Source organism: Nesterenkonia cremea (genome assembly GCF_014642675.1).
In the GTDB taxonomy this organism is placed as follows: Bacteria; Actinomycetota; Actinomycetes; order Actinomycetales; family Micrococcaceae; genus Nesterenkonia; species Nesterenkonia cremea.
On sequence record NZ_BMIS01000019.1, the window covers coordinates 1 to 23,551 of the forward strand.

General features: G+C 64.6%; 23 protein-coding genes, 1 tRNA gene and 1 pseudogene. 21 read left to right on the plus strand and 4 right to left on the minus strand.

The window, feature by feature from the left end; all coding sequences use genetic code 11:
* Both IEW85_RS13520 and IEW85_RS13525 read left to right on the plus strand, forming a co-directional pair.
* Positions 1-127, plus strand: a pseudogene (locus tag IEW85_RS13520) (integrase core domain-containing protein); the annotation flags it as partial.
* A gap of 415 nt (positions 128-542) precedes the next feature.
* Positions 543-1,295 carry a class I SAM-dependent methyltransferase gene (locus IEW85_RS13525; protein WP_188686797.1) on the plus strand — a complete coding sequence of 251 codons (753 nt, stop codon included), beginning with the start codon at positions 543-545 and terminating at the stop codon, positions 1,293-1,295.
* A 222-nt stretch (positions 1,296-1,517) separates the two neighbouring features.
* Here IEW85_RS13525 and IEW85_RS13530 read toward each other — a convergent pair.
* Positions 1,518-1,590 (minus strand) — tRNA-His (locus IEW85_RS13530).
* A gap of 78 nt (positions 1,591-1,668) precedes the next feature.
* Positions 1,669-2,196 (minus strand): oligoribonuclease, encoded by a 528-nt coding sequence (gene orn, locus IEW85_RS13535; RefSeq protein WP_188686851.1) that lies wholly within the window; start codon positions 2,194-2,196, stop codon positions 1,669-1,671.
* 136 nt (positions 2,197-2,332) lie between these two features.
* Here orn and mptB (IEW85_RS13540) point away from each other — a divergent pair, with 136 nt between their 5' ends.
* From mptB (IEW85_RS13540) to IEW85_RS13570, 7 genes are all read left to right on the plus strand, one after another.
* The gene (mptB, locus tag IEW85_RS13540) at positions 2,333-3,976 is read left to right on the plus strand and encodes a polyprenol phosphomannose-dependent alpha 1,6 mannosyltransferase MptB (protein ID WP_188686801.1); all 1,644 of its coding nucleotides are present in this window, start codon (positions 2,333-2,335) and stop codon (positions 3,974-3,976) included.
* A complete protein-coding gene (gene mptB / locus IEW85_RS13545; RefSeq protein WP_188686804.1) occupies positions 3,936-5,591 on the plus strand; it encodes a polyprenol phosphomannose-dependent alpha 1,6 mannosyltransferase MptB in 1,656 nt (551 codons plus the stop codon). Before mptB (IEW85_RS13540) ends, mptB (IEW85_RS13545) begins: the two co-directional genes overlap by 41 nt.
* Complete coding sequence (locus IEW85_RS13550; RefSeq protein ID WP_188686806.1) at positions 5,588-6,967, plus strand: glycosyltransferase family 87 protein; 1,380 nt, start codon at positions 5,588-5,590, stop codon at positions 6,965-6,967. The genes mptB (IEW85_RS13545) and IEW85_RS13550 overlap by 4 nt, the downstream gene beginning before the upstream one ends.
* Positions 6,961-7,944: an AEC family transporter gene (locus tag IEW85_RS13555; RefSeq protein WP_188686809.1), complete on the plus strand. Its 984-nt coding sequence runs from the start codon at positions 6,961-6,963 to the stop codon at positions 7,942-7,944. The genes IEW85_RS13550 and IEW85_RS13555 overlap by 7 nt, the downstream gene beginning before the upstream one ends.
* Before the next feature lie 223 nt (positions 7,945-8,167).
* Complete coding sequence (locus IEW85_RS13560) at positions 8,168-9,328, plus strand: tyrosine-type recombinase/integrase (protein ID WP_070160863.1); 1,161 nt, start codon at positions 8,168-8,170, stop codon at positions 9,326-9,328.
* A 152-nt stretch (positions 9,329-9,480) separates the two neighbouring features.
* Positions 9,481-10,857, plus strand: a complete 1,377-nt coding sequence (locus IEW85_RS13565; RefSeq protein ID WP_188686811.1) for an NAD-dependent succinate-semialdehyde dehydrogenase — start codon at positions 9,481-9,483, stop codon at positions 10,855-10,857.
* A 126-nt stretch (positions 10,858-10,983) separates the two neighbouring features.
* Entirely contained in the window at positions 10,984-12,660 is a 1,677-nt protein-coding gene (locus tag IEW85_RS13570; RefSeq protein WP_188686814.1) for an AMP-binding protein, read from the plus strand.
* A gap of 390 nt (positions 12,661-13,050) precedes the next feature.
* On the opposite strand, the gene IEW85_RS14770 is transcribed toward IEW85_RS13570, so the two are convergent.
* Positions 13,051-13,773: a DDE-type integrase/transposase/recombinase gene (locus IEW85_RS14770; protein ID WP_373286572.1), complete on the minus strand. Its 723-nt coding sequence runs from the start codon at positions 13,771-13,773 to the stop codon at positions 13,051-13,053.
* On the opposite strand from IEW85_RS14770, the gene IEW85_RS14515 reads away from it, so the two are divergent.
* The 10 genes from IEW85_RS14515 to IEW85_RS13625 all read left to right on the plus strand — a co-directional run bounded on the left by IEW85_RS14515 (position 13,660) and on the right by IEW85_RS13625 (position 21,754).
* Positions 13,660-14,124, plus strand: coding sequence for a hypothetical protein (locus IEW85_RS14515; protein ID WP_229659046.1), 465 nt, complete (start codon positions 13,660-13,662; stop codon positions 14,122-14,124). The two genes, IEW85_RS14770 and IEW85_RS14515, sit on opposite strands and share 114 nt — an antisense overlap.
* A 174-nt stretch (positions 14,125-14,298) precedes the next feature.
* Positions 14,299-14,904 carry a hypothetical protein gene (locus IEW85_RS13585; protein WP_188686822.1) on the plus strand — a complete coding sequence of 202 codons (606 nt, stop codon included), beginning with the start codon at positions 14,299-14,301 and terminating at the stop codon, positions 14,902-14,904.
* Between the two features lie 116 nt (positions 14,905-15,020).
* Positions 15,021-15,593, plus strand: coding sequence for a hypothetical protein (locus tag IEW85_RS13590; RefSeq protein WP_188686826.1), 573 nt, complete (start codon positions 15,021-15,023; stop codon positions 15,591-15,593).
* A gap of 33 nt (positions 15,594-15,626) precedes the next feature.
* Entirely contained in the window at positions 15,627-16,739 is a 1,113-nt protein-coding gene (locus tag IEW85_RS13595) for a site-specific integrase (RefSeq protein ID WP_188686829.1), read from the plus strand.
* A 268-nt stretch (positions 16,740-17,007) separates the two neighbouring features.
* Positions 17,008-17,613: a hypothetical protein gene (locus IEW85_RS13600; RefSeq protein ID WP_188686832.1), complete on the plus strand. Its 606-nt coding sequence runs from the start codon at positions 17,008-17,010 to the stop codon at positions 17,611-17,613.
* A 53-nt stretch (positions 17,614-17,666) separates the two neighbouring features.
* The gene (locus tag IEW85_RS13605; protein ID WP_188686834.1) at positions 17,667-18,704 is read left to right on the plus strand and encodes an antirestriction protein ArdA; all 1,038 of its coding nucleotides are present in this window, start codon (positions 17,667-17,669) and stop codon (positions 18,702-18,704) included.
* Positions 18,705-18,741: 37 nt separating this feature from the next.
* Positions 18,742-19,380, plus strand: a complete 639-nt coding sequence (locus IEW85_RS13610) for a helix-turn-helix domain-containing protein (protein ID WP_188686837.1) — start codon at positions 18,742-18,744, stop codon at positions 19,378-19,380.
* Positions 19,377-20,162 carry a hypothetical protein gene (locus IEW85_RS13615; protein WP_150460416.1) on the plus strand — a complete coding sequence of 262 codons (786 nt, stop codon included), beginning with the start codon at positions 19,377-19,379 and terminating at the stop codon, positions 20,160-20,162. The genes IEW85_RS13610 and IEW85_RS13615 overlap by 4 nt, the downstream gene beginning before the upstream one ends.
* Before the next feature lie 219 nt (positions 20,163-20,381).
* On the plus strand, positions 20,382-21,077 hold the full coding sequence (locus tag IEW85_RS13620; protein WP_188686840.1) for a hypothetical protein: 696 nt from the start codon (positions 20,382-20,384) through the stop codon (positions 21,075-21,077).
* Between the two features lie 20 nt (positions 21,078-21,097).
* On the plus strand, positions 21,098-21,754 hold the full coding sequence (locus tag IEW85_RS13625; RefSeq protein ID WP_188686843.1) for a hypothetical protein: 657 nt from the start codon (positions 21,098-21,100) through the stop codon (positions 21,752-21,754).
* Between the two features lie 32 nt (positions 21,755-21,786).
* Here the strand turns inward: IEW85_RS13625 and IEW85_RS13630 are convergent.
* A protein-coding gene (locus IEW85_RS13630; RefSeq protein WP_373286573.1) for an IS3 family transposase occupies positions 21,787-22,982 on the minus strand; the annotation gives its coding sequence in 2 pieces (ribosomal slippage) (positions 21,787-22,701 and positions 22,704-22,982; 1,194 coding nt in all).
* A 93-nt stretch (positions 22,983-23,075) separates the two neighbouring features.
* Between IEW85_RS13630 and IEW85_RS14520 the strand changes: the two genes are divergently transcribed.
* Together IEW85_RS14520 and IEW85_RS13635 are read left to right on the plus strand one after the other, a co-directional pair.
* Entirely contained in the window at positions 23,076-23,306 is a 231-nt protein-coding gene (locus tag IEW85_RS14520) for a hypothetical protein (RefSeq protein ID WP_229659048.1), read from the plus strand.
* A gap of 46 nt (positions 23,307-23,352) precedes the next feature.
* On the plus strand, positions 23,353-23,551 hold a 199-nt coding region (locus IEW85_RS13635), incomplete at its 3' end, for a transposase (protein ID WP_188686847.1).

The following is a 23,551-nucleotide window of genomic DNA, read 5'->3' on the forward strand; positions in this document are numbered from 1 at the left end:
CGAGTCAGCCCGTGAAGCCTCCTACGAGGCCTTCCTCCACGAATACAATCACCACCGACCCCACACCGCTATCGGAGGTCTGGTTCCCTCAGCCCGCGTTCACAACCTCACGGGGAAGTACATCTAGCGCGGGCCTCTGCGGCGGTTCTGTCGGATCAGGCGAGATACGAGCCGAACAATCCGACGGACGATGACCAACTGTCGCATGCCTCCACCCTAGACCAGTCCCAGACACCGTAGTAGTGACTCGCAGAACTTGGAGACCTACCCTCGAAACCATGGCGAAAGACTGCACGTAGGCCGAATATGCCCAGACGGGCGAGACTGTCCCCACGGCGGATAACCTACGGGGCGGCGCCTTCGCTCAAGATTCAGAGGTGATCTGCGGTGGACCACAGGTGACCTCCCTATCGGATCGTGAGTGTGGTGAGTCACATCGACATCGGAGGTCTCCGCTTCTGCTCAGCCCCGTTCTCAACCTTCTGGGGAACTGCACCTCGTCATGGGGCGAGGTGCGCGGGAGCCTGTGGGAGGATCTCCGCATGACTGCCCCTGCTGACTTCTACGCCGGTCTCGTGGCCCAGGCCTACACCGCCCTCAGGAGCCAGATTTTCGACCCGGCTCCGTATGCCGCATTCGTGCGATCCTATGGTGAGCCAGGACTGGAAGTGGGATGCGGCGCAGGCGACCCCCTGCTGCATCTGGTGCAGGACGGACTGGAGGTGCATGGCGCCGACTCCTCGGCGGATATGATCGACCAGGCGCGTACAACGGCTGAACAGCGGGAGCTCGACATGAGGCTGCATGTTACTCAGATGGAGGACATGGACCTCGATCAGCAGTATCGATCGATCTATCTGGCAGGTCCGACGTTCGAGCTGCTGCCTGATGATGTTGCTGCCCTGCGTGCCCTGACGTCGTTCCGGCGTCACCTCGCGACAGATGGCGCGGTGATGGTCCCATTGTGGATCGCAAGCCCCACGCCCAAGGAACAGTTCCATGTGGCCCGAGAAGCAGTTGACGGCTGCGGGGCCGTGGTCCGTTTCACCCCCATGGCGGAGGAGTACGACCCGCTGAGCCGTACACGCCGGACGGCTGTCACGTACGAGCGAATTCCCCAGAACGGCCCAACAGAGGTTGTCCACCGGGAGTGGCTGATCCACTGGCAGACACGCGAAACGATCACAGCCCTTGCGACACAAGCGGACTTGAAGGTGCTGTCTGTGGAGCCTCCCAGCACTGATGGCGCAGATGAGCCCGGCGATGAGTTCACTGCAGTTCTGGCACCCGCCTAGGGCAGGTCAGGCCGACTTCACCAGCTCAGGGGTGGCCAGCTGGGTCGCCTGCTCACCATGACCAGTGTGTTGCTGTTGGCGTCCAGGCAGTTCCGCAGTGTCGGGGCTTTGACCTTGTCGTGGAAGGACATGGGGCGTGGCCGGCGCCAAGAAGTAGGGCGTCTCACGCCGAGAAAAAGGGCCTCCTCCTGGAAAAGTCCAGGTCAGAGGCCCTTATATCGGGGTGAGTGACGGGGCTTGAACCCGCGACCCTCGCGACCACAACGCGATGCTCTACCAGCTGAGCTACACCCACCATATTCATCAGCTTCCCGGCCGAGCGGCCGAAAAGCAACGCCGATTAGTCTACACCCATCAGGCACTGAGACTGAAATCAGCGGAAGACGGCCTGTCGATAGTGCTTGAGCTCCTCGATGGAGTCGCGGATATCGCCCAGGGCGCGGTGGTTTCCGGTCTTCTCCGGAGCGGCGCTGCGCGCCTCGGGATACCAGCGTCCGGCGAGCTCCTTGATGGTGGAGACATCGATGATCCGGTAGTGCAGGTGATCCATCAGCTCTGGCATGCCCAGGCGCAGGAATGCCTTATCGGCGTGGACCGAGTTGCCGGCCAGGGGAGCCTTCTTGGCCTCCGGCACCCACTTCTTCACATAGTCCAGGACCCGCTTCTCCGCCTCCTGCAGGGAGATGCCCTGATCCAGGTCCTCCAGCAGTCCGGAGTCGGTGTGCATCTGACGCACGATCTTCTGCATCCGGTCCAGGGCCGAGGCCGGCTCCGGGCGGATCACCGCCTGCACGCCCTCGCCCAGGATGTTCAGATCGCTGTCGGTGACCAGGGCGGCCACCTCGATCAGGACGTCCTGGTCAGGGTCCAGTCCGGTCATCTCGCAGTCGATCCAGACCATGCGGCCTTCCCAGGATCCTGTGCTCTTCTGCTCTGCTTCTGCACTCACGCCAGACACTCTACAACCCCTCATGGGGCCCGGTCCCGAGGTCCCTGCACCGCTCGGTGCCCAGCAGCGCAGTGGTAGATTATCGTCAATGACATCTGTGGCAGACGCCGGGCGATCCGGGCTTCGTGCACCACAGATCAGGCCTCCCCACATCAGCCCGCTGGCTGAGGGGCTTCTGGGCTCCACACTGATCCTCTTCGGCTCCTACGGAGTCGGCTGGCTGGTCACCGTCTCTCCGATCAGCCGCTGGGATCTGCTCCTCCCGCTGCGTACGACGCCGGCCGGTGTCATCCTCTCCACGGTGGCGCTCACGCTGGGCTGCTGGCTCATGTTCCACGCCTGGCTGCGGCTGCGGCAGGTGCTGCACACTGCGGAGCAGCCGCTGCGCAGCATCAGCCGCACCGCTGCGCTCTGGATGGTGCCCCAGCTCTTCGTGCTGCCGATCTTCTCCCGGGATGTCTTCGCCTACCTGAACCAGGGCCGGCTGGTGCTCCAGGGGGAGGATCCGTACAGCACCGGCGTCTCCACTCTGGAGAACTGGTTCCAGCTGGGCACCGACATCGTCTGGGCCGAGGACGCCACCCCCTATGGACCGCTGTTCCTCTGGTTGGAGGCCGCCGTGATGCGGGTCAGCGCAGACCTGCCGGATCTGGCGGTGTTCCTCTTCCGCCTGGCCTGCGCGGCCGGCGTCGTGCTGACGCTCCTCTATGTCCCCAAGCTTGCGCGGCTGCTGGGCACCGATCCTGCCCGCGCCCAGTGGCTGACCGTGGCCAATCCGCTGCTGATCATCAGCTTCATCTCCAGCGTGCACAACGACGCCCTGATGATCGGCTCCGCCCTGGTGGGCATCCACCTGGCCGCCACGGCTGACCGCCACCGCGGCCGGGGGGTGCTCGCCGTGCTGATGGTGACCCTGTCCATCGGGATCAAACCCATCACCATGGTGCTGCTGCCCTTCATCGGACTGCTCTGGGCCTGGAGCACGCTGCGCGGCCGCAGCCACGCGCTGACCTGGATGCGTCGGGTGGGGTACTGGGCTGCGACCCTGCTCATCGCAACCGGGGTGATGCTCGGCGTCGGGCTGATCAGCGTGGCCGGGGGAGACGCCTATGGATTCGGCTGGCTGACGGTGCTGACCGGCACCGGAACCGGCAGCATGCTCTGGTCCCCGGTGGGCCTGGCCGATGCCCTGCTGACCGGAGCGCTGATGCTGGCGGGGCTGAGCCACGAATGGACGCTGGATGTGCTGCGGACCATCGGCCGTGCGGCCTCTGTGGTGATCGTGCTGGTGCTGATGTTTCTGCCGCTGCGTTCCGGCGCGGAGAAGACTGCGACGTCGCCCACCCTTGGCACCGACGCCCCGATCAGGAGCATCATGGTGCGGATGACCTGGGCCTTCGCCGCACTGGTGCTGCTCTCTCCGGTGATCCAGCCCTGGTACCTGTTGTGGCTGCTGCCGCTGATCGCAGTGCTGGGCCAGGGGGAGGGCCGGCAGTTCACCGGCATCTCCCTGATCACCGCCTTCTTCCTGGCCTACGGGGCGGCCGATCAGCTCCAGGTCTGGCAGTTCCTGGAATTCGGCCCACTGGCCCCGGGCCTGGCCATGACCCTGGTCTCGGCGGCCGTCTCCGTGCTGGCCCTGACCCTGCTGATGGTGCGGCGCGGCAGCCGGACGCTGATCCTCCCGGGAGGTGAGAGCTCTGAGCGAAAGGCCCAGCACCCCGCACCCTGACACCACGCGACGCCGGAACCCCATCACCCGCGGGGTGGAGCGCACCCGCGATGGGCTGGGACGGCACCGCACCACCCGGTGGCTCTTCGGCGGCGCGGAGTCCGATGTCTCCCATACCCTGCGCCAGGGGATGCTCGCCGCCCTGATGATCATGGTGGGCTCCTGGGGCGTGGGATGGCTGGCGATGTCACCGACCTCGCTGTTGGCTCTGCATCCCTGGCTGCTGCCGCTGCGCTCCACGACGGCGGGCGTCGTCACCTGCACCGTGCTGCTGACCTTCGGCGCCCTCCTCCTGCTGCGCTCCTGGCTTCGCCTGGCCCAGCGGGTGGGGCAGTGGTCGGCCGAGGCCACCGGGGTCATGTACCGGGCCACTGCCATGTGGGGCGGGCCGCTGCTGCTGACCATCCCGATCTTCTCCCGGGACGTCTACTCGTATCTGGCCCAGGGACGGCTGCTCTTCCTGGGGGAGAACCCCTATGAGACGGGCGTCTCCGAGCTGCCCGGCTGGTTCATGGCCGGGGCCGATGGGCTCTGGGCGGAGTCGCCGTCCCCCTACGGGCCGCTGTTCCTGATGATCAGCCAGTCCTTCTGGTACCTCTCCGACGGGATCCCAGAGGTGGCAGTGGCGCTGTTCCGCCTGCTCAGCGTGGTGGGCGTGCTGCTGATGCTGGCCTTCATCCCGCGGCTGGCCCGGGCCTTCGGCTCCGAACCCTCTTGGGCGCTGTGGATCTGCCTGCTGAACCCGCTGAGCCTGCTGGTCTTCCTGCCAGCGGCCCATAACGACTCTCTGATGATCGGACTGGTGCTGGCCGGCTGCTGGTACGCCCTGCAGAAGAGACGGCTGGTGGCGCTGCTGCTGCTGGTGGCGGCGGTGGCCATCAAACCGATCGCCATGGTGATCCTGCCCTTCGCGGTGCTGCTGAGCGTGGACTCCACCAAGAGCTACCTGCTGCGGATCCGGGAGTGGGGAGTCGCCGGGCTGCTCGGCGGAGGCGCCCTGGTCCTGGCCGGCTACGCCCTGGGCATCGGGTTGGGCTGGCTGCCTTCTGCGCTGGCGGCCGGGTCGGCCATCGAACCCGTCGCCCCGGTGGGGCTGCTGGGCACCGGAGCCGGACTGTTCTTCGAATGGATCATCGGAGCGGACCCCGAACTCATCGCCGGCTGGTTCTACACGCTGGCCAGGCTGGCCGCCGCCGTCGTGCTCACCGTGATGCTGCTGCGGCTGCCCTTGGGCACCTCCCCGCGGGAGAACCTGGTGCTCTGGTCCGGCTACGGCCTGACGGTGGTGGTGCTGAGCTCCACTGTGCTGCAGCCCTGGTACCTGCTCTGGCTGCTGCCGCTCTTCGCCGTGGTCCACGTCTACCAGGGACGGCTGCTGATGTGGGTGAGCCTGCTGATCACCGTGCTGGTGCTGCTCTCCATGGTCGGGCAGCTCTCGGTGGCCCAATGGATCGACACTCTGGTGGTCCAGTCCATCGCCATGGCGGTGGCCGTGGTCTACCTGCTCTACATCATCGCCTTCGACCCCCACACCTCGGAGCTGTTCCATATGCGCCGTCGCTCTGCCCGTTGGAACGCCGATGAAGGCTGGACCGTACTGCGGAGCCGCAGATGAGCGGCCTCACCGTCTTCGTCCACCGGCTGCGCAGCACCTCGGCCCGCAGGCTCACCTGGATCCTGCTGGCCGCCACAGTGCTGGGTGCGGCACTCTCGGTGCTGGCCATGCAGTGGTGCCGGGTCAACGGCTGGAGCGATCCGGATCAGCACCTCTATATGTGCTACTCCGACTTCTCCCTGCTCTTCACCCAACGCGGTCTGGCCGAGGGCAACATGCCCTTCTTCGACAGCATGCCCGAAGAGCAGATGATGGAGTATCCGGTGCTGATCGCACTGGTGGCGGGAGCGCTGGCCGCACTGGTCCCGGAGGACCTGGCCGCCGATGACCGCATCCTGGTCTTCTACGACCTCAACCACGCCCTGGTCATCCTGTGCTGGATCGGTGTGGTGCTGGTGACCGCGGCCTCGGCCGGGCGCCGCCGCTCGGACGCTCTGCTGGTGGCGCTGGCCCCGGGGATCATCCTCACGCTTTCGGTGAACTGGGATATGTGGGCGGTGTTCCTGGGCGGACTCGGCCTGCTGCTCTGGGGACGCTCCCGTCCCGTCTGGGCCGGCGTGCTGCTGGGCCTGGGCGCGGCGATGAAGCTCTACCCGCTGTTCTTCCTGGGCGCGATCCTGGTGCTCTGCGTCCGTGCCGGTCGGATCCGCTCCTTCGCGGCGGTGACCGCGGCCGGAGTCATCACCTGGCTGGCGGTGAACCTGCCGTTCATGCTGATGTCCTTCGAGCAGTGGTCGCTGTTCTACAGCTTCTCCTCCGAGCGTGAGGTCAGCTTCTCCTCCATGTGGCTGGCCTTCGTCTGGACCGGCTGGGACGGGCAGACCTTCTCGCTGCTCTCCAACGGGATCTTCCTGCTGTGCTGTCTGGCCATCGCATACCTGGGATGGGCCGCCCCTCAGCGTCCGCGGACGGCGCAGCTGTGCTTCCTGATCGTGGCCAGCTTCCTGCTGCTGGGGAAGGTCTACTCTCCGCAGTTCGTGATGTGGCTGATCCCTCTGGTGGTGCTGGCACGGCCCAAGGTCCGCGGCTTCCTCGTCTGGCAGGCGGTGGAGGTCTTCCATTGGGCTTCGGTGTGGCTGATCAGTGCCAAGATCAACGCGGAAGAGCTCGCGGGCGCAGGTGAGCAGTTCTTCGGCAGCGGCCACCTGCTCTTCGAGATCCTCTACGGGACCGGTGTGGTGGCCCAGATGGCGGTGCTGATCTGGCTGATGGTCCAGGTGGTCCGCGAGATCCTGAACCCTGAGCTCGACGCCGTGGGCCCGGATCCGCTGGCCGGTGTGCTCAGCGGGCGCAAGGACCACTTCACCCTGCCCGGGCTGGGCTCCGCCGAGCCGGTGAGCGCCGGACCAGAGAGGAGCCGACGCCTGACATGGTGACCATGCTGAGCACCATCGCCCCGATGTTCGTGGTGATCCTGGTGGGCTTCGCCGCCGGCTTCATCAGCCGGTTCCGGCAGGCGACCTCACATCTGAACGTCTTCCTGTTCTACTTCGCTCTGCCGGCGTTCATCTACACCGCGATGGTCACCGCCCCGCCGCTGGAGGGCTTCCCGCTGGCGGCGCTGATCATCCCGCTGGTGGTCACTCCGGTGCTGTCGGTGGGGCTGTACTACCTGTGCCGCGTCCTGGGTGAGCAGTCGCGGCAGGGTGCGGCGCCGGCGTCGTTGGCGGGGACCTTCGGCAATGTGGGCTACTTCGGCATCCCGATCTCCATCAGCGTGATCGGCCCGGAGGCGGGCCTGGCAGCCGGGGTGATCCATATGATCCACAACGCCTTCTATATGAACGGCTACCCGCTGGTGCGCACTGCGGTGAACACCCGAGCCCAGTCGGCGGGCCAGCCGCGCGGCTTCCGAAGCTTCGCCCGGCGTCAGCTCTGGCCGGTGCTGCGGCGGGCCATCCTGTTCAACCCGGTCTTCTCGGCGATGCTGCTGGCGCTCATCCTGGTGCTGACCGAGCGGCGCATGCCCGAGCTCTTCGACGAGCCGGCGGCCATGCTGGGTGAGACGGCCGTGCCATTGGCGCTGTTCTGCGTGGGCCTGGCCCTGCACCCGGCCATCGACGGCATCCGCAGCGGGGGAGTGCCGATCTCTCCGATCGCAGTGGGCACGGCGGTGAAGCTGCTGATCCTGCCGCTGCTGACCTGGGCCGCGGTGCTGCCCTTCTACGATCAGCTGGGCCCGGTCTGGGCAGGCACCCTGATCATCCTGGCCGCCACACCTTCCTCCACCACGGTCTTCCTGTTCAGTGAGGAATATGACGGCGACGGCAGATTGGCTGCGGCGATCTTGGTGACAAGCACCGGACTGAGCCTGATCACGCTGCCTCTGATCGCCGAGTTTATGCGGATCTAGGCGGTTGATGGTGGTTGCTGGTCCGGCCTCTCGGAGTGGTCTAGAGAGCGGCACCGACAGGACTGCTGAGAACCTCGCGACCGTTTTACGACCGTTTTCGTCAGCCTTTTGCACGAGTGCCGGACACTATGCACGTGTTCCGACGACTCGCAGCACAGGGGATATCGACATGCCACGACCGCGCCTGAAGATTGGTGAACGTGGAAAGACCACACACCAGAAGATGGAAGACGGCACCTGGAAGGCCAAAGCCTCCTACCGTGACGTCAAAGGGGTCAAGCGTGAACTGACCGCTCGGGCCAAGAGCAAGAGCCGCGCTGAGACGGCTCTGAACGACAAATGGCACCGCTTGTCGAAGCAGATCATCAACGGGCGGGTGGGTACTGAGAGCATCACGTTGTCTGCGGTCTTCGACCAATGGTTCGAGCATCTGGAGCGACGTAGTGAGAGAACTGGCAAGCCGACGATGCGTAGCATCTATGACGACCGACTCGTCGTGAACAACCATGTCCTTCCCCGAGCTGGGGAATGGGCGATGGATCAGATCACTGTGGGGATGCTCAACGAGATGCTCTGGTCGATCCCAGGCAAGGACGGATCGTTGATGGCCACCGCCCGCAGGGCGCAGACGATCATGTCGAGACTGTGTGCCTACGCTGTCTCCCACGAGCTCCTCCCGTTCAACATGGGGCGGGAGACGGACAAGATCGAATACACTTCGCCCCCACCGAAGGTCGTCGAGCCTGAAGAGCTTGGTGCCATCCGCGAAGTCTTCCGTGCTTGGTGCGATCACCCCACCCGGTGGAGGACTCCGATCCTAGATATCCTCGATCTCATGCTGGCAACCGGATGCCGCATCGGTGAGGTCCTGGCACTGACCTGGGACAAGGTTCATCTTGAAGACGACGTGGCGTGGGTGATGATTGACTCCTCAACTGGCTACGTGCCGGGCAAGGGCATGGCTATCGGGCCGACGAAGAATCGAAAGAGTCTGCGCATCGCGCTGCCGGACTTTGCGGTCACCCTATTGATGCGACGGATGACTAGCCAGATCGTGGAGTCCGAATACGTCTTCCACACCAGTGCGGGCAATCCGTACTACCTCTCCCAGATCGAGCGGTCTGTTAAGTGGGCCATGAGTCCAGCGCCTCACCTGCAGCACATCTGGCAGGGAGGCTTCCGCTCGCACAGCCTACGCAAGACAGTGCTGACCGCCATCGAACGCGAGCATGGTCTTGCGGCTGCAGCTGCCCAGGGCGGGCACAGTAAGGAGTACATCACCGAGAAGTTCTACGTCGCGCCGAACCTGGCGACGATTGACCACACCGATGCCATCGGACAGCTGATCACGATGAAGAGCCCGGTGGTGGCCACTGGGGAGTGATGCTGCCTCTCCTGCGGTGAAGGCGAAGCAGTCTTCGGCCCCGTCTCTGGTGTGCACGCCGATAGTGCCGTCGAGTAGACGGTATCCAGCTGCTACCAAGGTGTGGATCCTACAGTGGGGAGAACGACAGCCATCCCTCAGGAAGGACCATGATGTCGAAATATGCAGTGACCAATCCCGCCACCGGTGAAGTCGAGAACGAATTTCCCGACGCCACAGATGACCAGATCCGCCAGGCGGTGGACCGGGCATCAGCGGCCTTCGACCAGTGGAGCACCACCGATCCCGCGCATCGGTCCTCGCTTCTGAGCCGGGTCGCCGACTTGTATCAGGAACGCACGGAGGATCTGGCCAGGATCATCACCCGAGAGATGGGCAAGCCGCACTCCCAGGCAGTGGCGGAGCTGGAGATCGTGATCTCCATCTACCGGTACTACGCCGAGCATGGGCAGGATTTCCTCGCCGATGAGCCTCTGGAGTCCCCTGACGGGGGACGGGCAGTGCTGCGCAATGATCCCTATGGTGTGCTGCTGGGCATCATGCCCTGGAACTTTCCCTACTATCAGGTTGCCAGGTTCGCCGCTCCGAATCTGATGCTGGGCAACACCGTGATCCTCAAGCACGCCAGACTATGCCCGGAGTCCTCGGCGGCCATGGAACAGATATTCCTCGACGCCGGGGTCATTGAGGGCGCCTTCGTCAACGTCTACGCCTCAAACTCCCAGGTTGCCGAGATCATCATCCCGGATTCCCGTGTGCAGGGAATCTCGCTGACAGGCTCGGAGCGCGCCGGTTCGGCGGTGGCCGCCACCGCCGGGCAGCACCTGAAGAAGGTGGTGCTGGAGCTGGGCGGCAATGACCCGTTCCTGGTTCTTGACCGTGAGATCCTTCCCACCGCGGTCAAAGGCGCAGTGCAGGGCCGGATGGCCAATGCAGGACAGGCCTGCAACGCGGCAAAGCGCATCATCGTCCTCGATGAGCTCTACGATGAATTCTTCGGACAGCTGAAGGAAGCCATCGGGGAGCTGGAGCTGGCCGATCCTCAGGATCCGGACACCTTCATCGGACCCATGTCCTCAGCGCAAGCCGCCGAGGATCTGCACGAACAGGTTCAGGACGCCGTGGACCGCGGGGCCACCCTGCATCTCGGAGGCGCACCATCTGAGCGAGGACCCGCCTGGTATCAGCCGACGCTCCTCACTGACATCACGCCCCAGATGCGCGCCTATGGAGAGGAGCTCTTCGGCCCGGTGGCCATGGTCTACCGGGTCAAGGATGAAGAGGAGGCTGTTCGTCTGGCCAATGACAGCCCCTATGGACTGTCGGCGTCCATCAACGCCACCGACATTCACCACGCTGAAGAGGTCGGTGCCCAGATATCTACCGGAATGGTCTTCATCAACGAGCCCGCCGGAACAGCGGCCGAACTTCCCTTCGGCGGTGTGAAGCGTTCCGGCGTGGGCCGTGAGCTGGGCAAGTACGGTATGGAGGAGTTCGTGAACAAGCGGCTGGTCAAAGTCGCCGGATAGGGCCTGACCGCACAAGCAATGGGCTGGGCAGGAGAACCATTCTCCTGCCCAGCCCATTGCGTTGACAGCCTGTTCAGCCGATCAGCGTGTGAGGAAGTCAAGCACAGCAGAGTTGAACTGTTCTGCATGGCTGACGTTGAAACCATGCGAGGCGCCCTCGACGACTACCAGGCTCGAGTCGCTGAGAGCCTGGTGCGTGCGCTGACCGGAATGGCCAGGCGCTCGATCTCACAGATCATCGCCCGACGGGCCGCTGAGGAGCCCGCACGGGTCATCGTCCGGATGGCTGAGGGCCGGGCGGCGCTCACCGCCGCGGAGTTGGAGGAGACCTCCCGGCAGATGGCCCGCAGGCTGCTGGCCCGCGGGGTGCGGCGCGACGACCTGGTGGAGATCGCCCTGCCCAACGGGATCGGCTTCGTGCTGGCCTGCGCCGCCGTCTGGCGGGCCGGCGCCACCCCGCAGCCGGTGTCCCCGGAGCTGAGCGGCGGGGAGCGTGCCGTGCTGAGGGAACTCGCCAGTCCCGCCTTCGTCTGTGACCAGGAGGGACTGAGGGAGCTGCTGGAGCCGGAGAGCAGTGTCGCGGTAGGCTGGGCGCGCCGGCCTGCGGCACCTGCGGAGGAGGCCCTCCTCGCGGGCCAGGGTGCGTCGTCCTCTGCCGCTCGGCCCTGTGGCACCGCGGCCCATGGCGAGGGCGCACCGTGGCTGACCCGAGGGTCCACCGGCGACGATGCGGCGCTGCCGGATCTCTGGGCCACCTCCTGGAAGGCGCCGGCCTCCTCCGGTTCGACCGGGCGCCCCAAGATCGTGCGGGCGAACGCTCCCGCGCTGCTGGATCCGGACCGGCCGGTGGCCGATTTCCTGCCGCAGCGGGCCGTCCAGCTGGTGGCCGGGCCACTGTGGCATTCGGCGGTGTTCACCTATGCCTTCCGCGGGCTGATGACCGGGCACGAGCTGGTCCTGCTGCCTCGCTTCGAGGAGCGCGCCTGGCTGCGCGCAGCGGAGGAGCACCGGGTGACGTGGGGCCTGATGGCTCCGGTCATGCTCCACCGGCTGATGCGGCTGCCGGAGCAGGAGCGCAGGCCCGAGAGGGTGGCGGGTCTGGAGAGCCTGCTGCACTTGGGGGCGCCCTGTGCCCCCGAGCTCAAGCGGCAGGTGATCGAGTGGCTGGGGCCGGAACGCGTCGTCGAGGTGTACGCCGGCAGCGAGTCCAATGGGCTGACCATGATCAGCGGGGAGGAGTGGCTGCAGCGGCCCGGCAGCGTGGGCAGGCCCATCGGCGGCACCGAGATCAGCATCCGCGACGAATCCGGGCGTGTGCTTCCCCCGGGGGAGGAGGGACTCATCTGGATGCGTCGTGGGGAGCAGCCCGCATACCACTACCTCGGCGGGACCTCGCGCCGGGATCCCTCCGGCTGGGACACCCTGGGGGACCTCGGACGGCTCGACGCCGATGGGTATCTCCACCTGACCGACAGGGCCGATGACGTCATCAACCGTGGCGGGGAGAAGATCTATCCCGCCCAGATCGAACGTGTCATCCAGCGGCACCCCGCCGTGGTCACCGCCCTGGCCTTCGGGGAGCCGGACCCGGAATACGGCCAGGTGCCCTGCGCCGTCGTCGAGCTGGACCGCGCGGTCCCCACTGGCGGAGAGCCCGGGGCCCTCGCCGAGCTGAGGGAGCAGGCCCGCCAGGAGCTGGGCTCGCGGGCGCCGGTCCGGCTGCGTGCTGTCCCCGGACCGCTGCGCGACGACGCTGGCAAGGCCCGCCGCCGTGCATGGGCCGAGCGGGGAAACCCTTCCTGAACCAGCGATCCTCCAGGGTGGCCGTGGACCGGCAAAGACGCAGAGGTTCGCGGACGTAGTATCCGCGGTCCTCTGCCCAGGGCAGTTGCGGCGGCTAGCGGACCACCCCCTCCGGTGGGAGTCGTGCCGGGGTTCCAGCAGATCGACCTCCGCCGCCCACCGGTGCCGGCTTTCCACTAAAGGGTGGTCACTTTGCGTCGTTCACAGGCGCTGGGGCGCACTTGGAGCGACGTCTTCTGCCCACTCGTGCGGGGTCCGCCCTGACGGATGGGCGCTTTCCGTGGCTCCCAGGCTCTTGGGCTCTAGTGAACGTTGCAACAGCCTGATCCTTCAGGAGTTGCATCGTGTGGGAACGAGAAATAGGACGTGGCCGTGGGTACTCACCGGCAGTCAAGACCGAAGTATTAAGACGACTCGCCGCTGGCCAGAACCGCACCCGCCTTCATGGTGAGCTCGGTATCGCACGAGAGACCCTGCGGTTATGGGCCCGACAGGCCGGTCTGGCTCATAACAGGTCAGGCCGGCCGAGTCATCCTGGCAGGGAGAAATACCACCAGCTGCGCGTACAGGGGTTTTCGCGTGCTGCCGCTGCTGAAGCTGCAGGAGTCGGACAGACAACATCGTTGAAATGGGAACGAGAAGTCGTAGCTGGGGGCTATAAAAGCAGAATGCGCCCTGAACTCCGCGGTCGGAGTGATGTATCAGCCCGCTGAGATCAGCGCCCTCGCGTTTGCGCAGGTAGATAGCCATATTCAGGGCATCAAGAGCGAGATCAGTGTGCAGCGAGCGAGAAGTTCGCCAGCCGACGATCTCTCGGTTGAACACGTCGGTGACGAATGCGACGTAGACCCAGCCGGAGAACGTGTGGACATAGGTGATGTCCGCGACCCACAGCTGGTTCGGCGCGAATGCGCTGAAGTGGCGTCCGACAAGATCTGACGGGCAGTCCTCTCTCGGCGCGGATCTCGTCGTGTTCGGTGCTTTCGCCCGGCGGATCCCGTGGATGCCGAGATCACGCATGAGTCGCTCGATGGTGCAGCGAGCGACGTGCCCGCGGCCGAGGCGATCGTCCTCGCGGTTGAGCACGATGTGCATCTTCCGGGCACCGAACACTCGGAGGTTGGCGCGGTGGACCTGCGCGATCTCTTCTTTGAGGACCTCGTCCCGGACTGCCCGCGCGGGGCGAATCAGAAGGTCGGCTGGGAGCAAGGACTCAGCGAGAAGGAGTCTTGGGAAGCCGGCCGCGGAGTGTGGAGGCTCGATGCCGCTCGCGCCCTGGACCAGGGCGAAGTTCAGATCATCAACTCCGACGGCACCATCGTGGCGGTGGCCGAAATTACCGGCATCATCAAGCACGGCGACCGCCGCGAAGTCCAGGGACGGCTGCTCGACGGCGACCCGCGCGTCGGCACACAGACCGCGATCCCGTACCCCTCACGTAACCCCATCTCCTACGACGACTGAAGGCCTCACGAGCGCAGGTGCCGACTCCGGTGGGGGCGTCCGGTGCCTGCGCAGTCGCAGCCGTGCTCACTTCAGCCCCTGCGCATCGAAGCCCCCGATAATGGGCTTTATCTGACCTATCGGCGGGAACTCGTACCGCGATAGGCTCGTTGGCTAGAAGCCAAAGGAGAGGCGGTGAGAGCTGTGGGGAAGGGCTCGAGAAGGAAGAAAGAACGTCAGCAGGAGCGCGCCGAGCAGGAACGCCTGAAGTTGCAGGAGTTCTGGCATGGTGGGGTCGCCGGTCTCAACGTCGGCGATGTGCTGGACAAAGCGTACTGGCAGGATCCGCACGCCACCGATGCCGGGCGGATCCTGCGGATGCCCTCCGTCCTGCCGGCAGTGTTCATCACCCCCGATCAGAAGTTCGCCGAGTCTTACAGCGCTGAGGCCGGCCTGGGAGACCTCTACAAGGTTGTGCCCCGTGGAGATCTGCGGGAGGACCCCGACTACCAGAGGGGCCTGTCCTACTCCTGCGACTCCGCTGAGATCATCGAAGTCGTCCAGCGCGGAGTGGTGAAGACCCGTGAGAATCAGATGGCAGGCCACAGGCCGATGACCTGGGCCGGTGGAGGCCGTATGTATGGCGAAGAAGGACACATGCTGCCCAGCCCCAAGATGCAGTCCATGGGAATCACCCGCGAGCATCTACGTGGATATGGGTTCCTGCCTCCATTTGACATGGTTAACGCAGATCTGACCCAGCGGATGATGTACGGCCAACTGCCTGTCGCACCGCGTTGAGATGTTTCAGTCGGACGCCGGGTTCGCTTGACCTGCGGCGGCAATCTCGTCTGGCTGGCCACTGATCGGCACAGGGGCGACCAAAATGACGGTGGAAGCCATGGGAAGGGGTTCGGATGAAGAAGCAGCACGACCAAGATGAGGTTCAGCAGCTGAAAGCACAGACGTTCTTCCACGGCGGCGCGGCGGGCCTGGAGGTCGGCGCGATCCTGGATAGGAAGCACTGGCAGGACCCGACTGAGTCCGTCGGCGCCCAGATCCTGGGGATGCACCCGGAAACTCCGGCGGTCTTCATCACCCCCGATGCGGACTTCGCCGAGTTCTTCGCCGCAGCACCCGGTCACGGGGACCTCTACCGGGTGGTCCCGATCGGAGAGATCACCGTCGATGAGGACTTCGATGAGGGTCTGTCCAATGCCTGTGCCTCGGCCGAGGTCGTCGAGGTCCTTGCCCGGGGCGTTGAACGCACTGAGAAGAACCAGATGGCCGGACACCAGGTGATGCGATGGACCGACGGGGCGAAGGTCTACGGCCCGGAAGGTTACATGCTGCCCAGCCCTCAGATGCGCGCCGTCGGGATCGATGAAGAGTATCTGCGCGGCTACGGCTGGCTTGTTCCGGTCCCGGTGGTCACCGAAGACCTGATGATGAAAGTGATGCGCGGCGAGCTGAGCCATCCGCAGATCTGAGCGATTCACAGCAGAGCCCTCTACCGTGGAGTCATGACCACCGGCATACTGGCGCCTGCCGCAGCAGGCCTGGACCGCCCGAACTCCCAGCACGCGATGGCGATGCTGGCCGAGGCGGCCCAGCTGGCAGAAGCCAACTCCCTCTCCGAGCAGACGCGACGGCTCTACGCCTCCGACTGGCGCAGGTTCACCGCCTGGTGCTCTGCGGCAGGAGTCGATCCGATGCCGGCCTCCGTCGAGACCGTCCGAGCCTATGCGGCCTCGATGGCCCTCGGGGGCGAGGACTCCGGATACCGTCCGGCGACGATCGAGCGCCACCTGGCCGCCATCGGCTACGCCCACACCGCCGCTGGTCATTCGCCGCCGACCAAACACCCGGCCGTAGAGAACGTCATGCGCGGCATCCGCCGCGCCCTGGGATCCCAGAGCCGACAGATGCGGCCGCTGCTGCTGGCCGATGTCCGCACCATCATCAGCGACATCGACACCTCCAGCTGGCCTGCGGGGCTGGCCGGACTGCGCGACACCTTCGTGTTGCTGGGCGGCTTCGCCTCCGCGATGCGGCGCTCCGAGATGGCCGCGATGCTGCAGGGTCATATCCGCCACGATCCGGCCGTCGGACTCCTGGTCACCATCCCGCGGTCGAAGGGAGACCAAGCCGGATACGGCGCCCTGGTGGTCATGCCCACCGGACAGAACCCCCAGACCTGCCCGCCGTGCGCCTACCGGCGCTGGATGATCGCCAGCCGCGCAGCCCTGAGTTCCCGTGCCGAGGCCATGGCCGCGGTCTTCGAGACTCCGACGTTCGAGGATCGCCAGGAGCACGTCTGCGATACGCCCGCACGCCACGACGACGCCCAGGCACCAGTGCTGCGCATCATCCGCAGAGGAGGAAACATGGCCGGACCGATCAGCGGAGACGGCCTCCACCGCATGATCCAGCGCCGCGCTGCAGAGGCCGGGCTCGCCGGTCCGATCGGATTCCACTCGCTGCGGGCCGGATTCGTCACCCAAGCCCGTCGCAACGGCGCCGACCACCGAGCAGTTCGACGGCAGACCCGCCACACCTCTGATGCCCTGGTGGACCGCTACGACCGCGAGCACTCCCCGCTGATCGACAATGCCGCCGCCGACCTTGGCCTCTGAGCACCACTGGCAGATCTACCGCGACTGGTGCATCGCCACTGGCCGCGAGGTCGACACCCTCCATCAGGAGTTCTTCGACGATGTGCCGGTCGCAGCCGCCACCCAGGTGAGTAGGTCGCGCGCCATCTTCGCCCGACTCGGACACCAACGGCGACGAGCAGAACGCATTGAATTGATCGGATCACAGCCGGCCTGGCGACAGGGCCAGCAGTGGGGGTCGTTGACCCAGTCATTGGCGACTACGCCTCGATCCGGGTGGGTATCGGGCTTGCGTGGAGGCCGCGACGCCTTCGTGCTGGTCGCCGCCGCAGTGGGCATGACTCGGGACGAGCTGCGCCTGATGACGCATCAGGACGTCATCACCGACAAGCGATTGATCCTGCGTGGCGCTGAGGTGCCAATGGCTCAGGCTCCGTTGTCCTGCCCCGGGTGCGCGGTGATCGGCTGGCTGTCCACCCTGGGTATCTATCGGAAATGGGGGATGGGCATCGTCCGTGCCGAGATGATCCGCGCTAAACACAGTCCGGCCCGGCACATCTGCCTGACCGACCCCGGACGGGAGTGGCGGCTGGCTCCGGCATTGGTTCCGAGCGTCGACAAACACGGGTGGGTCGAAGAACACCATCCCCTGAGCGCCCGCACTGTCTCAGCGATCACCGCCCGCCGTCAGGCTGAGGCGCTGACAGCGCCTCAAAGTGCCCAGGAGCATCGCCGGATCTACCGCTCCGAGGTCAACGTGCACCGCCGCCGGCATCTCAGTGAACTCTCCGAGATGCTCGACGAGATCGAACACCTCACCGAGGCTCATGAGGAGATGATCCGCCGAGTCGAACAGGAGACTGCCAGATTCGGACGGGCGGCGTCCGGGCAGTAGCTGTCTCTTGGCCGCTCTTCGGGACCTCGTACGCCGCCGGACACTTACCGACCATGACCGTACAGCTTTCGGCCGCTCAGCAGGCCCAGATGGACAACCGCGACGACTTCGGCAAGTGGAAGCAGAAGTCTCACACCGATGTCGAAGACACCGCAGGAGTGCTCGGGGTCGGTGTCGACGACGCAGATCGCCCCGAACCACTGGACATGTCACCGAACCGGGACCGCGGAGAGCCGAAGGTCTGGCTCGGTTCCGAAGGGGCATATGCCGCCGGACGCCTGGTCGGCGACTGGTACGCCGCCGAGGACGCCGAGGATGTCACCGTCGCCGACTTGTACCGCGCCAATGGCGAAGAACCCGACCCGGATGCCGGGGATGAGATCGCAGTCATGGATCACGAGGGCTTCGACGTCGGCGATCATGTCACTATTTCCCCTGCTCATGCTGTCGAACTCGCCCAGGACTTCGAGACCGTCGAGTCCGAGCACGGCGAGGATGGTGTCGAGGCCTACAAAGCGATGATCCGTGACCAGGGGTTTGGTGACCACAAGCCCGGACCTGACGAGTTCTCCGAGGCTTACGCGGGAGACTACGGCTCCAAGGAGGAGTGGGCCGAACAGTTCATCGACGACACCTTCCCCAGTGATGTCGATTCCGAAACCCTAGAGCGCCTTTCCTACCATGTCGACACTGACCGTCTGGAACGCGACCTGGAGATCGAAGACCCCGGAGTCGACTACGACGACCTGGACGAGGTCATGGAACATATCGAGCGGGAGTCGGTCGAATCCCAGATCATCGAAGACAACGGCGGGGAAGTGCCTGATGATCTCGACGAGGCTGTCCAGTCCAAGGTCGAGGAGTGGATCGCCGATGAGGATCACGGTGCGATCGACCAGCACATCGAGCCCAAGGACTACGCCGATGAGGCAGAGGAGCTGGTGAAGTCCTGGGTGGACAACGGCGACATCGAATCCATCAAGACCAACCTCGACTACGAGTCCTATGCCCGTGATGCCGAGATGGAAGGATCGACGACCTTCCTGGATAAGCACGATGGTGTCGACGGCGTCCACGTCTTTTACAACTGATGGACACTGAGGTATCGATATCGATACCCTTGTGTCCATGAGTAGGTTGCTGAGTGTGGCTGATGCCGCAGATGTCTTGGGCGTAAGCCCTCCGCGGGTGCGCGCTCAGCTTCAGCGTGGTCATATGCGAGGGCAGAAGGTGGGCGGCCATTGGCTCATTGAGGCTGACTCCCTGCCCAGATATCCGCGCCGCATTCGTCCGATGAGCCAGCGCTTGGCATGGGCGATCCTTGACCCGGAGCGAATGAAGTTCATCTCGGCGCGAGAGCGTCTGCGCGTCAAGGAGCGTCTAGGCAAGCTCGCAGGCGACGCGGAGCCGGAACTGTTGCTGCGCGACTGGGTCTCCAGTCGGGCAGCGCGGCTAGTCCTGCATTCGCGCTCGGACGACCTCGCCCACGACCAACGACTGCACCACTCCGGAATCCTCGACCCTCGTTCGGGCATGTCGGGGGGATCGGCTGTGGAGGGCTACGTGCGCTCCGGTGAGCTGGAAGGCCTCATAGCAGAGCACCTGCTGGTTGTGCCGCGCTCACGGAGCGGCCAGAACGTCTTCCTGCACGTTGTCGATGAGTTGCCCGGTGAAGTCTCGCCCCTGCTCATCGCCGCCGACCTCGCTGACTACGATTCTGCCCGTGAATTGGGCCAGGCACGCCGGCTGATTCAGGAGAGCGTTTGAGCTTCATCCTCCCGGCCACCACCTCGAAGCAGGAGAAGTCCTGGGGTGTAGTCTTCGATCTTCAGAAGCGGCATCCGGAGGGCTGGACTCTCATCGGCGGGCAGATGGTCCACCTGCACTGCGCTGAGCGGGGTGTATTCCCCACTCGGTCGACAGATGACGCCGATGCAGTCCTCGACGTACGTAGTCGCCCCAACATCCACTTCGAGCTCACGACGGTTCTGAAGGAGTTCGGGATGCGTATCGACCGGACCAGCAGGAACGAGAGACAGCACCGATGGATCAACGACGAGGGGGCGCAGGTCGACGTCCTCATCCCCACCAATCTCGGCGACCATGCCTCCGGGAAGAAGGGTGCAGGGGGATCGCCCACCATCCAGAGTCCGGGCGGACAGCAGGCGATCAATCGCAGTGAGGTGGTCGAGATGACCGTGGGCTCGCGCACTGGGTTCGTCCCGAGGCCGAATATGCTCGGTGCCTTGGTCTCGAAGGCGGCGGCATACACCAGCACCGTCGATGACCGCCGTGAGCGTCATATCGAAGATTTCGCCGCACTGGCTTCGGTGATGCGTCGAAGTGACAGAGTGCACGAGGCTTCCAGCAACGACCGCAGGTACCTCGCCAAGATGCTGGCGGGGATGGCCAAGCGCTCCGCCTTATGGGGCCATGTTGAAGGGGCGGAAGAAGGCGTGGACATGATTCGCTCCATCCTGGAGAACTCGACCCCACCTTCGAGGAAGAAGCCCCTGCGTCCGGGGGAGGCGGGGCACTCGACAGCCTAGCCATGCAAGTCTGCGAGATTGCCCGAAGCCGGGTCGTTCGCTCAGGGGGCATCACTCGGAGACCAGCGGCTGTCAGTGAAGATTGGTGAGCCTGATCCCCTCGATATAGACACATGTGTATCGCAGGCGCAACGGTAGTGTCTACAGGAGCCGTGCCGTCGGGCAGTGCTCCGCTATGACCGCGGCAGTGAGTGCGCCGACCCCGGACACTCACTGGTCATGACGCAGTTCTCCGCACAACAGCAGGCCCAGATGGACATCCGCGACGAGACCGGGCGGTGGAAGACCAGGGCCCACGCAGAGCCCGATGACCCCGCTGGTGTCTTGGGGGTCCAAGATGCCGGTCGCCAACCAGGTGCTGCAGATGGCCGGCCCGTTCCCGGCTACACTTCCCGCGGAGCGCAGGCCCTCCAACGCATCGGCGCCCACAAGCCGGCCATCGAAGCTGTGGAGGAATCCACCGGTGAGCCCGCGCCGGTCCAGCAGAAGGGCTACGGCGACATGCGCGCCGGACTGGTATCCACACTGAAGCAGGACCTCACGATGAGTTACAACGACGGAGCCTTCTCCGCCGACGGGGAAATCCCTGACGAGGAGATCGCTGCCAGCGAGCTCGAGCTCGGCGACGACTCCTCCACACGGCTCGACGAGCTCACCGAGACCTTCATGTCGAACAACTACACCGATTTGAAGGCCTTCGCTGATGCAACTGACCAGGATATGCACGACCTCGGCGCAGACGCCTATCTGTCCGGCTCCGGGGGAGGAGTCGGCTTCCGCGATCGGATCAACCCGATGCACGTCAAGGACCGTGAGGTCGCCCAGAGGCTCGACGACGCAGCTTCGGAGACCTTCCGCTCCACCTTCGAGAATGCCGAGATCGGCGACGACGGCAAGCTTCACATCCCGCGCTGACCGCCGGACACTTTCTAGGCATGGCAGCACAGCTTTCGGTCGCTCAGCAGGCCCAGCTCGACAACCGGGATGAGGCCGGCAAGTGGCAGCAGAGAACCCACGGTGAGGCTGAGGACTCAGTCGACGTCCTCGGCCTCGATGAGCAACAGCGGAAGAACGAGATCCGTTATTCGTTCACCGCAGAGTTCGAGCAGGCAGAGGAGAAGTTCAACACCGACTTCGAAGGCGTGCCCACACGCTTCTTCAGCGCAGATCTGCGCGGCAAAACCCTGGGTCGGCGCAACGGCTCGGACCTTGACGAACTCGCTGATGCCCTTTCCGAACCCGGAGGGATGGCCGGTCGCTACTTCGACAACCGAGGGCTGGCTGGCCGGCTTTGCCACAGCGTTTCGACACCGGATGAGAACCGAGCGATGACCGATGAGCAGGCCGAAGAGCTGATCAACGGTCTGGATCACGTCACTGATCTCGCCCGCATCGATGACGACGAAGCCCTGCTAAGCACTGCCTCGAAGGACGCGACCCGCGGCTGGCTGGCAAAGATGGAGGACACCAATCACCGCGGAGATCGAGTCCAGCGGTGGCTTCTGGTCACCGACGGCAGTCACAACAAGATGAAGACGTTCGAACTCAGGCGCGCCCACGGCGACATCGCCGCCCATCAGCAGGGGGGCTGATGCAGGAACTGGTGACAGGTTCGGTTTCCTGTTCAGGCCGCTAATGTCAGCGCCTGTGTGAGCAGTTTCTCCTCGTAGGCGATGGGGGTCAACTTCCCCAGTCCCTTCTGCTTCCTTCTTCGGTGATAGGTCCTCTCGATCCAGGCCACGATCCTTAGCCGCAGCTGCTCCCGGGTCCGCCATGGTTGGGCGTCGAGGACGTTGTTCTGTAACAGGCTGTAGAAGGATTCCATCGCTGCGTTGTCCCCGGCAGCACCTACTCTGCCCATGGATCCGACCAGGCTGTGGTGCTCCAGCGCGCGGAGGAATTTCTTTGCTCGAAATTGAGATCCGCGGTCGCTGTGGACGATGCATCCGGCCACCTCAGCACCCGTCCGGCGGCGGTTGGCGATCGCGTTATTGAGCGCATGTACGGCCAATGACGTCTTCATCCGGGTATCGATGGAGTAGCCGATGATCCACCAGGAGCAGGCGTCCTTGATCGCACACAGATACAGCTTGCCCTCACCGGTGTGATGCTCGGTGATATCGGTGAGCCAGACCTCGTTCAGCGACTTCACGGAGCTGAACTGACGCTGCACCAAGTCATCGTGGACCGGCGGGCCCGGACGGGTGCCCTTGCCCTTCTTGCGTCTGCTGATCACCGAGAACACCCCCTGGGAGCGGCAGAGCCGCCACGCGGTCCGATGCGCCATCGGGTAGCCGGCCGCTTCTGCTTCATCGGCGAGGTATCGGTACCCGAACTCAGGGTCATCGCGGTGAGCATCGATGAGCGCGTTGAGCCGGTGAGCCTCTTCCCACTCGGCCTCGGTGATGGGATTGGCCAGCCACTGGTAGTAGGGCTGACGGGCGATCTTCAGCACCCGGCACGTCACCGCCACAGGGATTCCCCAGGCGGCGAGATCGCATACGAGCGGGTACTTCATTTTGACCGGATCTGAGCCTGCCCGAAGTAGGCAGCCGCCCGGCGCATGACTTCCAGCTCCTGCTCGAGGACCTTGATTCTGCGGTTCGCTGCCCGCAGCTGCGCCTTCTCATCACTGGTAGCACCGGGCTTACGATCAGTGGTGTTGCCGGCGTCGAGGTCGGCTTGGCGCAGCCACTTGTTCAAAGTCCCGACATGGATCCCGAAGTCCTCGGCAATCTGGGAGATCGTGGTGTTCTCATCCCGGTTCTGAGCAAGCCGGACGACATCGTCGCGGAACTCCTTGGGGTAGGGCTTGGGCATGATGACAATCCTTCCAGGCCAACCACCGGCTAGCCAGATCAGTTGTCACCTATCCCTGCATCAGCCCCTTCGTCCAATGGGGAAGGCGGAGAAATGATCTTTACCAGTAGCACTGTTCGCTATGACTCCAGCGAGTTCACCCGAGGGTATAGCTACACGCTGGACGAGGACGTTCTCTTGCTGGAGATCCGAGACATTCCTGAATCCACTGACTTGGTTTTTCTGGTCGAGCGTGACCGACAGGACTATCACCTGGTCCCCGAGACTCAGGAAGCCCAGGAGGAGTTGGGGGAATTGGTTCTCTCCCCAATGCAAGACGACTAGAGCGTGTCTGAGAATTATGTGAGGGGTGGCCTGGAAGCCTGGAGACATGTCTCGTCTCCAGGTTCTTTCTGATGCTCAGTGGGAGCTGATCGCTGATCAGCTACCCAAGCCCACCGGACGCAAAGGGCGTCCCTTCGCTGATGCTCGCCTGATGGTTGAAGGGATCATCTACCGGTATCGGTGCGGGATTGCCTGGCGGGACCTGCCCGAGGTCTTCGGGCCCTGGCAGACAGTGTGGACTTGGC

Coding starts and splice junctions, on each gene's coding strand:
- IEW85_RS13620 (WP_188686840.1), top strand. CDS start 20,382: ATGACGCAGTTCTCCGCACAACAGCAGGCCCAGATGGACATCCGCGAC.
- IEW85_RS13595 (WP_188686829.1), top strand. CDS start 15,627: ATGACCACCGGCATACTGGCGCCTGCCGCAGCAGGCCTGGACCGCCCG.
- mptB (WP_188686801.1), top strand. CDS start 2,333: ATGACATCTGTGGCAGACGCCGGGCGATCCGGGCTTCGTGCACCACAG.
- IEW85_RS13590 (WP_188686826.1), top strand. CDS start 15,021: ATGAAGAAGCAGCACGACCAAGATGAGGTTCAGCAGCTGAAAGCACAG.
- IEW85_RS13565 (WP_188686811.1), top strand. CDS start 9,481: ATGTCGAAATATGCAGTGACCAATCCCGCCACCGGTGAAGTCGAGAAC.
- IEW85_RS13605 (WP_188686834.1), top strand. CDS start 17,667: ATGACCGTACAGCTTTCGGCCGCTCAGCAGGCCCAGATGGACAACCGC.
- IEW85_RS13550 (WP_188686806.1), top strand. CDS start 5,588: ATGAGCGGCCTCACCGTCTTCGTCCACCGGCTGCGCAGCACCTCGGCC.
- IEW85_RS13610 (WP_188686837.1), top strand. CDS start 18,742: ATGAGTAGGTTGCTGAGTGTGGCTGATGCCGCAGATGTCTTGGGCGTA.
- IEW85_RS13555 (WP_188686809.1), top strand. CDS start 6,961: ATGGTGACCATGCTGAGCACCATCGCCCCGATGTTCGTGGTGATCCTG.
- IEW85_RS13560 (WP_070160863.1), top strand. CDS start 8,168: ATGGAAGACGGCACCTGGAAGGCCAAAGCCTCCTACCGTGACGTCAAA.
- IEW85_RS14520 (WP_229659048.1), top strand. CDS start 23,076: ATGATCTTTACCAGTAGCACTGTTCGCTATGACTCCAGCGAGTTCACC.
- IEW85_RS13525 (WP_188686797.1), top strand. CDS start 543: ATGACTGCCCCTGCTGACTTCTACGCCGGTCTCGTGGCCCAGGCCTAC.
- IEW85_RS13625 (WP_188686843.1), top strand. CDS start 21,098: ATGGCAGCACAGCTTTCGGTCGCTCAGCAGGCCCAGCTCGACAACCGG.
- orn (WP_188686851.1), bottom strand. CDS start 2,196: ATGGTCTGGATCGACTGCGAGATGACCGGACTGGACCCTGACCAGGAC.
- IEW85_RS13570 (WP_188686814.1), top strand. CDS start 10,984: ATGGCTGACGTTGAAACCATGCGAGGCGCCCTCGACGACTACCAGGCT.